General features: G+C 71.4%; 11 protein-coding genes. 5 read left to right on the forward strand and 6 right to left on the reverse strand.

Translation table 11 applies throughout. From position 1 onward, the window contains the following. Positions 1 to 45: 45 nt before the first annotated feature. From ABD151_RS12115 to ABD151_RS12140, 6 genes are all read right to left on the reverse strand, one after another. Positions 46 to 879 (reverse strand): ABC transporter ATP-binding protein, encoded by an 834-nt coding sequence (locus tag ABD151_RS12115; protein WP_343994664.1) that lies wholly within the window; start codon positions 877 to 879, stop codon positions 46 to 48. Then, a complete protein-coding gene (locus ABD151_RS12120; protein WP_343994666.1) occupies positions 879 to 1,715 on the reverse strand; it encodes an ABC transporter ATP-binding protein in 837 nt (278 codons plus the stop codon). The genes ABD151_RS12115 and ABD151_RS12120 overlap by 1 nt, the downstream gene beginning before the upstream one ends. Next, the gene (locus tag ABD151_RS12125) at positions 1,708 to 2,607 is read right to left on the reverse strand and encodes an ABC transporter permease (protein ID WP_343994668.1); all 900 of its coding nucleotides are present in this window, start codon (positions 2,605 to 2,607) and stop codon (positions 1,708 to 1,710) included. The genes ABD151_RS12120 and ABD151_RS12125 overlap by 8 nt, the downstream gene beginning before the upstream one ends. Then, positions 2,607 to 3,617, reverse strand: a complete 1,011-nt coding sequence (locus ABD151_RS12130; protein WP_343994670.1) for an ABC transporter permease — start codon at positions 3,615 to 3,617, stop codon at positions 2,607 to 2,609. The genes ABD151_RS12125 and ABD151_RS12130 overlap by 1 nt, the downstream gene beginning before the upstream one ends. Continuing rightward, complete coding sequence (locus ABD151_RS12135; protein WP_343994671.1) at positions 3,614 to 5,212, reverse strand: ABC transporter substrate-binding protein; 1,599 nt, start codon at positions 5,210 to 5,212, stop codon at positions 3,614 to 3,616. Before ABD151_RS12135 ends, ABD151_RS12130 begins: the two co-directional genes overlap by 4 nt. A 197-nt stretch (positions 5,213 to 5,409) precedes the next feature. Beyond that, positions 5,410 to 6,351 (reverse strand): LysR family transcriptional regulator, encoded by a 942-nt coding sequence (locus ABD151_RS12140; protein ID WP_343994673.1) that lies wholly within the window; start codon positions 6,349 to 6,351, stop codon positions 5,410 to 5,412. A 141-nt stretch (positions 6,352 to 6,492) separates the two neighbouring features. On the opposite strand from ABD151_RS12140, the gene ABD151_RS12145 reads away from it, so the two are divergent. The 5 genes from ABD151_RS12145 to ABD151_RS12165 are packed head-to-tail and all read left to right on the forward strand — an operon-like array spanning position 6,493 to position 11,515. Further along, a complete protein-coding gene (locus ABD151_RS12145) occupies positions 6,493 to 7,842 on the forward strand; it encodes an NtaA/DmoA family FMN-dependent monooxygenase (RefSeq protein ID WP_343994675.1) in 1,350 nt (449 codons plus the stop codon). After that, entirely contained in the window at positions 7,839 to 8,579 is a 741-nt protein-coding gene (locus ABD151_RS12150; RefSeq protein ID WP_343994677.1) for an alpha/beta hydrolase, read from the forward strand. The genes ABD151_RS12145 and ABD151_RS12150 overlap by 4 nt, the downstream gene beginning before the upstream one ends. Next, positions 8,576 to 9,598 carry an LLM class flavin-dependent oxidoreductase gene (locus ABD151_RS12155; RefSeq protein WP_343994678.1) on the forward strand — a complete coding sequence of 341 codons (1,023 nt, stop codon included), beginning with the start codon at positions 8,576 to 8,578 and terminating at the stop codon, positions 9,596 to 9,598. The genes ABD151_RS12150 and ABD151_RS12155 overlap by 4 nt, the downstream gene beginning before the upstream one ends. Then, positions 9,591 to 10,763 carry a CaiB/BaiF CoA transferase family protein gene (locus ABD151_RS12160; protein ID WP_343994680.1) on the forward strand — a complete coding sequence of 391 codons (1,173 nt, stop codon included), beginning with the start codon at positions 9,591 to 9,593 and terminating at the stop codon, positions 10,761 to 10,763. The genes ABD151_RS12155 and ABD151_RS12160 overlap by 8 nt, the downstream gene beginning before the upstream one ends. After that, positions 10,760 to 11,515 (forward strand): enoyl-CoA hydratase/isomerase family protein, encoded by a 756-nt coding sequence (locus tag ABD151_RS12165; RefSeq protein WP_343994682.1) that lies wholly within the window; start codon positions 10,760 to 10,762, stop codon positions 11,513 to 11,515. The genes ABD151_RS12160 and ABD151_RS12165 overlap by 4 nt, the downstream gene beginning before the upstream one ends. Positions 11,516 to 11,519 lie beyond the last annotated feature (4 nt).

The following is an 11,519-nucleotide window of genomic DNA, read 5'->3' on the forward strand; positions in this document are numbered from 1 at the left end:
GCGCGTCCGGGCCTGACGCTGCCCGCCTTTGCGCATGCCCCCCGCTCAACCAGCCAGCGCAGCCCTCAGCTCGTCACGCTCCTCGCGCGTCAGCGACTGGCCCGACAGCAGGGGCGCCGAGCCGACGAGCAGCCTCGTGTACGGGTGCTCGGGAGCGGTGACCACCTGCCGGGTGGGCCCGGACTCGACCACGCGTCCTTGGCGCAGCACCACGGTCCGGTCGCTGACGCCGGCCACGGAACCGAGGTCGTGCGAGATGTAGAGCATCCCGATCCCCTCGGCGCGCAGCTCGGTCAGGGCCTCGATGATCCTGACCCGGGTGGCGGCGTCGAGCGCGCTGACCGGCTCGTCGAGCAGCAGCAACCGCGGCTCGGTGATCAGCGCCCGGGCGATCGCCACCCGCTGCCGCTGACCACCCGACAGCTCGGCCGGATACCGCTCGAGCAGCTCGAGGGCGACCTTGCTCCGCTCCGCATAGGCCCGCACCCGCTCCGTCACCTCGGCCCGCGACAGGCCGCCGCGGATCCGCAGCGGCTCGGCGATCGAGTCGCCGACCGTCCAGTCGCCGTCGAGGCTGCGCAGCGGATCCTGGAACACGTACTGCACGACACCGCGCCGCCGGAGCCGGCGCTGCTGCGCGCGCGAGCGCGCCGTCACCGGCTCGCCGTCCACGCTGATCCCCCCGCTGCTCACCCCGACCAGGCCGAGGATCGCCCGGGCCACGGTGGTCTTGCCGGATCCGCTCTCGCCGATCAGTCCGACGATCTCGCCCGGCTCGACGTGCAGGCTCACCCGGTCCAGGACCTGCGTGCGCGAACGCCGATGCCCGTAGTGGACGTCGATCGCCTCGACCGCCAGCAGCGACGACCGCGCGCTCATCAGCTGGCCGCCTTCCGCTGCAGCGAGGCGTCCTGCTCGAAGTACCGGTCCAGCCCGAACCGCTCGTGCTCGCTGATCAGCAGCCGGGTGTACTCATGCTGCGGGTGGCGCAGCACGGCCCGCGCGGGGCCGGCCTCGACGATCTCGCCGTCCCGCATCACCACGACGTCGTCGCAGAGCTGGGCCACCACCGCAAGGTCGTGGGAGATCACCACCAGCGACAGGCCCTCGGCCTCCTTGAGCTCGACCAGCAGGTCCAGGATCTCCGCCTGAACGGTGACGTCGAGCGCCGTCGTCGCCTCGTCGGCGATCAGGATGTCGGGGCCGAGCGAGATGGCGATCGCGATCAACACCCGTTGCAGCATCCCGCCGGAGAGCTCGTGCGCGTACTGCTGATGCACCAGCTCCGGGTTGCGCAGGTGGACCGCCCGGAACAGCCGCAGCGTCTCGGCCCGGGCCTCGGCACGCGACAACCCCTTCTTCACCCGCAGCACCTCCTCGACCTGCTTGCCCAACCGGATCGACGGGTTGAGGTAGGAGCCCGGGTCCTGGAAGACCGCGCCGATCACCGAGCCACGGCACGCGATCCAGTCCTTCTTGGTGAACTCGCTGGTCGGGCGGCCCAGCACCTCGATCGCGCCGCCGGTGACCTCGAGGATGTCCGGCAGGATCCCGAGCACGGCCCGGACGGTGACCGTCTTCCCGCTCCCGGACTCGCCGACGATGCCGAGCACGCGCCCGCGCACCACCTCGAAGCTCACCTGCCGGACCACCGATTGGCCGGTGACGGCGTGCGTGACCTCGAGGTCGCGCACGGTGAGAACGCTGTCAGACATGGGTGCCTCCTGGGATGTTGGCGGTCGCGGTCCGGGCGCGACGTCGTGAGCTGCTGGCCGCCTTGCGGGCGAGCAGTTGGCGGCCCGACTCACCGGTGACGTCCCGGACGGCGTCAGCGAGCAGGTTGCAGGCCAGCACCGAGATCAGGATCAGCGCGACCGGCACGAACGGTGCCGAGGGGCGCACCGCGATGAACTGCAGGTCGGTGGCCAGCACGCCGCCCCAGGTGGCCGTCGGCGGCGAGACGCCGATCGAGAGGAAGGTCAGGCTGGCGATCACCGCCAGGCCGGTGCCGACCGTGGTGGCGAACGCGATGGCCAGCGGCGGCAGCACCTTGACCAGCACATGCTTGGAGACCACCCACCGGGTGCTGGCGCCGGCCAGGACGGCAGCCTCCACGTACTGGGAGCCCTCGACGCCGAGGGTGGCGGTGCGGGCGACCCGGTAGAAGACCGGCGCCAGCAGGATGCCGACGGCGAAGAGTGCCTGGACCACGCCATTGCCGAGCAGCGCCGTCATGGCGACGGCGAAGACCAGGAACGGCAAGGCGATCAGGGTGTCGGTGACGCGGAGCGAGACCCATTCGAAGGTGCGGCCGAGGTAGACCGACAGCACGCCGGGGATCGCCCCGAAGAGGAAGGCGAGCAGCGCGACGAAGAGCGCCCCCGACAGGCTCAGTGCGGAGCCCGCCAGGATCCTGCTGAGCACGTCGCGGCCCAGGTAGTCGGTGCCGAGCCAGTGCTCGGCGGACGGCCCGAGCAGGCTGTCGCCGACGGTCTGGTTGGGCTCGTAGGGCGCGAGGGTGCCGCCGAAGAGGCCGAGCAGGAGCAGGAAGGCGAGCAGTCCGACGGCCCACCGGCCGGTCCGCAGCCGCAGGATGTTGCGCAGCATCACACACCTCGCTTCGATGCCGGGTTGAGCACGGCCAGGACCGAGTTCACCGCCATGTTGAAGACCACCACCAGGATCACCGCCACCACGAGCACCGCCTGGACGGCCGGCACGTCGCCCTTCACCGCGGACTGGGCGGAGAAGAGCCCGTAGCCCGCGAGCTGGAAGATCGACTCGGTGACGACGGCGCCGCCGAGCAGGTTGGGGAACTTCAGCCCGAGCACCGCGATGGCCGGACCGACGCCGTTGCGCAGGGTGTGCACGAAGAAGACCCGGCGCGGGCTCAGGCCACGCACCACGGCACCCGTCACGTAGTTCTCCTTGGAGGTGTTGAGCAGTCCGGCGCGCAGCAGCCGCGCCATGTCGGCGACGGTGTCGAGGCTGAGCGCGATGGCCGGCAGGATGATGTGGCTGAGCCAGGGCCAGAACCCCTGCTCGAACGGGATGTAGCCGGCTGCCGGCAGCCACTCGAAGCGGACGGCGACGATCGCGATCAGGGCGATCCCGACGATGAACGGCGGCATCACCGAGATCACCGAGGTGAAGACGGTCACGCCCCGGTCGAACCAGGAGCCGTGGTACTGCGCGGCGAGGGCGCCGAGCAGCGAGCCCAGCAGCACCCCGATCAGCAGTGCGACGCCGGCGATCGAGAGGCTGATCGCGGCCCGTCCGGCGAGCAGCTCGCCGACCGGGACGTTGGTGGCCCAGCTGATCCCAAAGTCGCCGGTCAACACCGAGCCGAGCCAGTCGAAGTACTGCACGATCCAGGGGCGATCGAGGCCCCATTCGGCGTTCATCGCCGCCACTGCCTCCGGGGTCGCGTTCTCCCCGAGCTGGATCACCGCGGGGCTGCGTCCGCTGACCGTGCCCAGGAGGAAGGTGAACAGCGAGGCCAGCAGGAAGACCGGGATGAAGGCCGCCAGCAGCCTCCCCAACCAGCCCACGAACCGCCGCAGGCGGCCGCGGGGCAGGCCGGGCGGGCTCACCACCTCCTGGGCGACGGCGGTCATCCGACCGTGATCCCGTTCCAGCGGAAGATGCCGTCGGTCTTCGGGAAGTCGGAGACGTCTGCGGAGGTCGCCGAGACCGTCGGGGTCGTGTAGAGGAACACCGTGCTCCCGGTCTCGACACCGGCCTTGGACGCCGCCCGGAGCCGGGTCTTGTAGGCGGGGTCGTCGAGCGGCGTCTTCAGCACCTGCTCACGAGCCGCCGTGTAGGCGGGGTCCTCGCTGGCCGACAGGTTGAGGATGCCGGCCTCGGAGAAGTGCTCGTCGAGCGAGAGCAGCTTGTTGTCACGACCGACATAGCCGTAGAGGGCGGCCTGCTGGGTCTTGCCGTAGTAGCCGGGGTAGAACGAGGTGGTGTCCTCGGCGACGATCTCGACGTCGAAGCCCACGGCCTCGAGCTGCTGCTGGAGCTGCTCGGCCGGAGCGGTCATCGTCGGGAAGACGTGGATCTTGAAGGAGAGGTCCTTCGCCCCGGACTCCTCGAGCAGCTGCTTCGCCTTCTCGGGGTCGAATCCGACCTCCTCGTCGATGGCGGGGTTGAACGCCGGGTTGGTCGGCGGCACCGGGTTCGCGGTGGCGTCGCCGAGGCCGAAGGTGAGGGTCTTCACCAGGGCGTCGCGGTCGATCGCGGCGTTGAAGGCCTCGACCACCTGCGGGTTGTCGAAGGGCGCCAGCTGGCGGTTGATGTTGACGAAGCTCGCCACCCAGTTCGCCGAGGTGTCGGCGACGACCTTGAGGCCGGACGACTTGGCGGTCTCGAGGTTCTGGGGCGCCAGGCCCGGGACGAAGTTGTAGACGCCGGTCTGCAGCCCGGAGAGCACGGTCGCCGGGTCGGTGCCGAGGCTGACCTTCACCTTGTCGACGTGGATGTTGTCGGCGTCCCAGTAGCCGTCCCACTTCTCCAGGGTGATCGAGGCTCCGGGCACCACCTTCACCACCTTGAACGGTCCGGCTCCCACCGGCTCGTTGGCGTTGAGCGCCTTGAGGTCCTTCTCGGCCGCCGCCTTGCTGGCGATCAGCGCGGAACGGTTGGCGAGCACCAGCGGGAAGCCGAAGTCGGCCTGCTTGAGGTCGATCTGCACGTGCGTGGCGTCGACGGCCTGGACGCTCTTGATCTGGTGGTAGGCGGGCTTGAGCGCCGAGTTCTCCTGGGTGCGACCGCGCTCGAGGTGGTAGGCGACCGCTTCGGCGTCCAGCGGGGTGCCGTCCTGGAAGGTCAGCCCCTCGCGCAGGGTGAGCGTCAGCTGGGTGCCCGTCTCGTTGAACGTGTACTCGGTGGCGAGTGCTGGCTGGATCTCCCCCTGCTCATCGAGGGTGAAGAGCGACTCGTAGACGAGCGACAGCGTCTGGGTGGCGCCGGTCGGGCCGAGCACGACCGGGTCGTAGGCGGGGATGTCGGCCGCATTGGCGATGTTCAGCACGCCTGCCTCGCCGCCGGAGCCGGAGTCGGAGGAGGCGGAACCGCAGGCAGCCAGGAGCGTGGTGGTCAGGACGGCGGCGGACACGGCGACGAGCGCCCTCCGTGCTCCGAACGGGCGACGGCGGGTGGTGTCGCCGATGGCGGGCGCAGCCAGCTGGGTGCGCGGCTTCTTGCTCATGATTGCTGTTCAGCCTTTCCTGCGGCGGTGCCGCTGTGGTGGTCCCCAGCGCTCTCGGGTGGTCGTGCTGGACCTCGGATCCAAATATGAGTTTCTTACTCGACTTAAGTCGATAGAAGCAGCGTGCCCGAACCTGGGGGCGAAAGTCCAACAACGCTTCGTGTCGCGACCCATCGCCAGGAGCGATGGGTCCGCGCTTACTCCCGCCGAACCTGCGCTTGTTCCCGCCGAACCTGCGCTTGTTCACCACCGAACCCACCGGACGTCGTCCGCGGAGCAGCCGCAGCGACCGCGCGCAGGGCGTCCGCCACGAAGGCGATCAGCTCCGGCGCGATGCCCGCCCGGCCCCAGACCGCGAACTCGAGCGGCTCCACCGCCGGCAGCCCGGCGACCGGCGCGAGGCCGGTCGGCACCTGACCCAACGTCGCCATCAGCGAGACGCCCACCCCGGCAGCCGCCGCGGCATGGACGCCGGCGAGCTGCACGGCCTCCCCTGCCACCGAGGGGTCGAACCCGTTCGCGGTCAGCGTCTCGACGGCACGCGCCCGCAGCGCGCACGGGCTCTCGAACGCCACGATCGGGACCGCACCTGAGCGCGGCGGCTGCCAACCGGGAGCGGCGTACCAGTCCAGCGCCAAGGAGCCGATGCTCTGCGCCCGCGCCGCCCGGTCCAACTCGGGGTGCGCGGTCGGCCCCGGCAGGATCGCCAGGTCGAGGCGGCCGGCGGCGAGATCCTCGCGCAACCGCACCCCGCGGTCGAGCCGCAGCCGGACCTCGTGCTCCAGCAGGGCTCCGCTCATCGCGCCGGTCAGCGCCGGGAGCAGCTGCGCGGCCGCATGCTCGGTCGCCCCGATCGCCAGCGCGGGCAGCTCGCCCGGCCGGAAGTGGTCGATCGCCGCGTCGTGCAGATCGAGCAGCCGACGCGCATAGCCGAGCAGCGCCTCGCCGTCCGGCGTGAACCGCGAGGCGCGGCCGTCGCGCTCGACCAGGCGCCGATCCACCGCCTGCTCGAGGCGTCGCACGTGTTGACTGACCGCCGCCTGGCTCAGATGCAAGGCGTCCGCCGCCCGCTGGAAGCCGCCGTTGTCGGCGACCGCGACCAGGCTGCGCAACGGCGTGATGTCCAAGATTCCCGCCATGCACTCCACCCTCGGGTCGATCCATCAGCGTCCGCGATGGATGAGATGGTGACTCATTGTTAGACAAAGTCACGTAACTTAGTTGAGATTGTCCTACGCGGCCCGCTCCCAGCGGGCACATGTCTCACGGATTGGAAGACGATGGCGAAGCGGCAGATCCACCTCGGTGCGGTGACCACCCCGACCGGGGGCCCCGGACAGCACACGCTCTGGCACGACCCCGAGATCCCGGGCGACGCCAGCGTGAGCATCGACTGGTACATCAAGGCGGCGAAACAGGCCGAGGCCGCGCGCTTCGACCTGGTCTTCATCGTCGACAGCCAATTCATCACCCCGCACTCCCCGCCGCACTACCTCAACCGCCTCGAGCCGCTCACCCTGCTGAGCGCCCTGGCCACCCACACCAGCAACATCGGCCTGGTCGGCACCGCGACGACGAGCTTCAACAGCCCGTTCAACCTCGTCCGCCGCCTGGCCTCGCTCGACCTGATCAGCAACGGTCGCGCCGGCTGGAACGTCGTCACCACCGGCGACGCCGGCACCGCCGCCAACTACGGCCTCGACGAGATGTACGACTACGAGACCCGCTACGGGCGGGCCCAGGAGTTCGTCGAGCTCGCCCGCGCCCTGTGGGACTCCTACGAGGACGACGCCTTCCCCCGCGACCGCGCCACCGGCCAGTTCCTCGACCGGGCCAAGCAGCACGTGCTGAACTGGGAGGGCGAGTTCTTCAAGGTGCGTGGGCCGCTCAACATCGAGAGCTCCCGCCAGGGCGCACCGGTGATCTTCCAGGCCGGCGACTCCGACCAGGGGCGCAACCTCGGCGCCAGCGTGGGCGAGGGGATCTTCACCCACGCCCCCGACATCCCGAGCGGCCAGGCCTTCTACACCGACCTCAAGGCCCGAGCGGCCAGGTTCGGGCGCGCCCAGGACGAGCTCGTGGTCATGCCCGGCATCTCGGTCGTCGTCGCCGACACCGACGAGGAGGCACGGGAGCTCGAGGCCCACTACCGCGACGCCGACCACACCTTCGCCGCCGCGCTCGGCGAGTTCGGCAGGCCCTTCGGCTGGCACGACTTCAGCCAGTACGACCTCGACGCACCCTTCCCCGCCGAGGCTCTGGTGCACGGGGAGCGCTCGTTCTACACCCAGGCCCAGGCCGTCACCCAGCGCGCCGTCGACAACGGCTGGACGCTGCGCCAGGCCGTCGAGGCCACCCGCTCCGCGCGCAAGGGCGAGTTCGTCGGGTCACCGTCGACCGTCGCCGACAAGCTGATCGAGTGGTGGGAGGCGCGCGCCTGCGACGGCTTCAACATCCACATCGGCCACCCGGCGAACTTCTCCCGCTTCACCAGCGAGGTGATCCCGATCCTCCAGGAGCGTGGCGCCTACCGCCGCGAGTACGAGTCGGACACCCTGCGCGGCAACCTCGGCCTCCCGGTCCGGCCCAACCGGCACACCGTCCGCCGCGACCAGGAGGGCATCGCATGAGCACCGAGCCCACCACGCAGCCGACGATCCTCGACGCCTGGAACGAGCCGGACGGCGCCGTCGCGCGCGGCACCGTGATCCTGGTTCCCGGCCGCGGCGAGACGGCGGCCGAGTACCAGCGGTTCGGGAGGCGGATCGCAGCGGAGAATTGGAAGGTCCGCCTGGTCGCGCTCGACCTCGACGACGCCGAGCCCAGCCGGACCGCCGTCGAGAAGCTGCTCGCCGACGAGACCCTGCCGGCCCCGAAGGCCCTGGTCGGCGTGGACGCCGGCGCCACCTGGGTCGCCCGGATCGCCAACGCCGTCGGTGCCGACGCTGCGGTGATCGCCGGTGCCGCGACCACCGACTCCTCCCAGGTCGGCGACTGGCAGGCCGAGCTCGACGCCCGGTCCGCCTGCCCGGTGCACCGCGGCGTCCTGGACGCCGACACCTCGTTCGCGCGTGGTGCGCTCAACCAGGCGCTGCCCGCCGAGTGGGCCGTGGCGGTGGCACCCGCCCTGCCCACGCTGGTGATCCACGGCGACGCCGATCCGCTCACCCCGTTGGCCCAAGCCGTCGCGCCCTACGCCTCGGCCGACAACGCCGTCGTCAAGGTGGTGCACGGTGGCCGCCACGACGTCTTGAACGACGCCACGCATCGTGCGGTCGCCGCCACCCTGGTGCTCTTCCTGGAGTCCCTGCGCCTCGGCGGCGACCTGCCCGCGATCGTGAGCGACCTGACGGGGGCCCGCCGGTGAGCGCCGACCACCGCTTCATGTTGATGAGCCTGATCCCGCGTGAGCCCGGCACCGACGCGGGACGACGGTTGCGGGGAGTCGGCGACCTCGCCGTCCTGGCCGAGCAGCTCGGCTTCGACGGCTTCGGGGTCGGTGAGCGCCATGAGACCAGCTACCTGAGCTCGTCGCCCGCCGTCCTGCTCGGGCATCTGGCGGCGCGCACTTCGCGGATCAGGCTCTTCACCGCCGCCTCCACCCTGGCCATGCACGACCCGGTGCGCGCCTACGAGGACTACGCGACCGTCGACCAGCTCTCGGGCGGACGGCTCGAGTTGATCGTCGGCACCGGCCTGGGCCCGACCGCCCAACGCCTGTTCGGGATCGCCCCCGAGGAGCAGACCCGGCTCACCGTGGAGTCCTACGAGCTGCTCCGCGAGCTGTGGCACTCCACCGCGGTCAGCTACGGCGGCGACCTCCGGCCGAGCCTGGATGCGGTCGAGCTCTCGCCGCCGCCCCACCAGCATCGGATCCCCGTCTGGCATGCCGGGCTCTCCTCCGCCGAGTCGGCCACCCGGCCGGCCGCCTGGGGCGAGCCCCTGGTCACCGGCAACCTGTTCGGCACCGTCGATCAGGTCGCCGCGCACATCGCGCTCTACCGCGAGGAGTGGGCGCGTCAAGGCCACGACCCGGCGGCCGCGCAGGTCGGCGTCGGCATCGCCGGCGCACACGTCGCTCGCAACAGCCAGGACGCACGCCGCCAGTTCCGGCCCGCCTTCGACTGCCAGATGCAGCAGTACGGACAGTTCTTCGGGACGGCTCCCTACGCCGACTTCGACGCCTATCTCGCCACCAGCACCGCGCTGGTCGGCAGCCCGGCCGAGGTGCAGGAGAGGCTCGCGCTGCTGCGCGAGCGCTTCGGCCACACCCTGACCTACCACCACGCCGACTCCCCCGGCCTGGCCGAGGCCACCTGGCGCGCCGGCAAGGAGCTCTTCGCCGAGCACGTGATGCACCGGACCCCGGAGGTCGCCGGTGTCTGACACGCCCCTGCGCCGCCCCTTGGAGGGAGTGCGGGTCGTCGAGCTCGCGCACGTGGCCGCCGGCCCCTTCACCGGCATGCTGCTCGCCGACCTCGGCGCCGACGTCGTCAAGGTGGAGCCGCCGAGCGGCGACCAGATGCGGGCCTGGCCGCCGTTCGCGACCTCCCCGGACGGCGAGCGGTTCAGCCACAACTTCGCCTCGGTCAACCGCAACAAGCGCTCGCTGGTCGCCGACCTCAAGGACCCGGACCAGCTAGCGGACGTCCGTGCGCTGATCGCGGCCGCCGACATCGTCGTGGAGAACTACCGCCCCGGGGTGCTCGACCGGCTCGGGCTCGGCTACCAGCAGGTCGCTGCCGAGCACCGCGGCCTGGTCTACTGCTCGATCTCCGGCTACGGATTGAGCAGCCCCTATGTCGACCACGGCGCCTACGACGTGGTGATCCAAGGCATGTCCGGGATGATGAGCGTGACCGGCGAGGCAGACGGGAGCCCGGTGAAGGCGGGCGTTCCGGTCGGCGACTTCACCGCCGGCCTCTACGCCGCCTACACGATCGCCGCGCTGCTGCCCCAGGTCCGCGACGGCGGTCGCTCGGTGCACGTCGACTGCCCGATGCTGGACTGCCTGCTGGGCGTCTCCGCACTGCAGACCAGCGAGTACTGGGGATCCGGCCGGGAACCGCGCCGGCTGGGCACGGCGCATCCGCGCAACGCCCCCTACCAGGGCTTCGCAGCCAGTGACGGCGACTTCACCGTGGCCGCCGGCACCGACCGGCTCTGGCATGCCGTGGCCGAGGTCGTCGGGCTGCCGGAGCTGATCGCCGACCCCCGCTTCACCACCCAGCTGAGCCGCGTCGAGCATCAGGGTGAGCTCGAGGCGCTGCTCGGGGATCGGTTCTCCCGCCACTCCCGGGCGCACTGGATCAGTGAGCTGCGCGAGCGGGGCGTGCCCTGCGGTCCGGTGAACACCTTCGGCGAGATCCTGGCGGATCCCCATGTCAGCAAGGGCGATCTCGTCGCCGAGCTGGACGTTCCGGTGGCCGGCCCCACGCCGACCGTCGTCCACCCGGCGCGGATCGAGGGACTCGCCCCGCGGCTGGATCGGCCGGCTCCGGTGCTGGGCCACGACACCGCCGAGGTGCTCAGCGAGTGGGGCGTGCGATGACGCTGAGCCTGGTCCGCGGGCAGGTCTGGCAGGTCACCCTGGAGCGCCCGAAGCAGGCCAACGCCCTCTCCTCCGCACTGGTCGAGCAGCTCCATCTCCTGCTGGAGGAGGCTGCCGTGGCCCGGCCGGAGGCCCTGGTGCTGCGCGGCAACCCGGTGCACTTCGCGGCCGGACTGGACCTCACCGGCCTGGAGGCGGAGACCGACGCGTCGCTGGCCCATCGTCTGCTGCGGATCGGCACGTTGCTGGAGCGCCTGTTGCAGCTGCCGTTGCTGACCATCGCCGTGGTCGAGGGTGCCGCCGTCGGGGCTGGGGCGGATCTGGCGCTGGCCTGTGATCGGCGGATCGGCACGCACCGGGCCTCGTTCCGCTTCCCGGGGTCCGGGTTCGGCGCCGTCCTCGGCACGGCCCGACTCGCCGCCGCGAGCAGTGCGCACGTCGCCCTCTCCTCGAGCCGGCGCCGCTACGCCGAGGAGGCGTTGCGCGATGGCCTGCTGACGGACCTCGCCGAGGACCCCGAGGCCACGCTGGCCGGGATCCTCCGCACCTGGCGGGGCGTCGCGCCGATCGCTCGCGCGGGCCTGCTCGGCCAGGCCCGAAGCTTCGACGCGGACGCCGCACTCGCTGCGCTGGCCCGCTCGGTGACGGTTCCCGGCCTGCGCGACCGGGTACTCGCCTTCGCCGCCACCGCCCGGCCGCGGGCCGCCACGCCCCCGCCTGCCACCCCGACCACCCACCATCGACGAGACTGAGTGA

It is taken from the genome of Nocardioides dubius, assembly GCF_039528155.1.
GTDB classification, from domain to species: domain Bacteria; phylum Actinomycetota; class Actinomycetes; order Propionibacteriales; family Nocardioidaceae; genus Nocardioides; species Nocardioides dubius.

Bases quoted from the DNA above. Each gene is read 5' to 3' on its own strand.
- ABD151_RS12115 (WP_343994664.1), bottom strand. From the start codon at position 879: ATGAGCGCGCGGTCGTCGCTGCTGGCGGTCGAGGCGATCGACGTCCAC.
- ABD151_RS12120 (WP_343994666.1), bottom strand. From the start codon at position 1,715: ATGTCTGACAGCGTTCTCACCGTGCGCGACCTCGAGGTCACGCACGCC.
- ABD151_RS12125 (WP_343994668.1), bottom strand. From the start codon at position 2,607: ATGCTGCGCAACATCCTGCGGCTGCGGACCGGCCGGTGGGCCGTCGGA.
- ABD151_RS12130 (WP_343994670.1), bottom strand. From the start codon at position 3,617: ATGACCGCCGTCGCCCAGGAGGTGGTGAGCCCGCCCGGCCTGCCCCGC.
- ABD151_RS12135 (WP_343994671.1), bottom strand. From the start codon at position 5,212: ATGAGCAAGAAGCCGCGCACCCAGCTGGCTGCGCCCGCCATCGGCGAC.
- ABD151_RS12140 (WP_343994673.1), bottom strand. From the start codon at position 6,351: ATGGCGGGAATCTTGGACATCACGCCGTTGCGCAGCCTGGTCGCGGTC.
- ABD151_RS12145 (WP_343994675.1), top strand. From the start codon at position 6,493: ATGGCGAAGCGGCAGATCCACCTCGGTGCGGTGACCACCCCGACCGGG.
- ABD151_RS12150 (WP_343994677.1), top strand. From the start codon at position 7,839: ATGAGCACCGAGCCCACCACGCAGCCGACGATCCTCGACGCCTGGAAC.
- ABD151_RS12165 (WP_343994682.1), top strand. From the start codon at position 10,760: ATGACGCTGAGCCTGGTCCGCGGGCAGGTCTGGCAGGTCACCCTGGAG.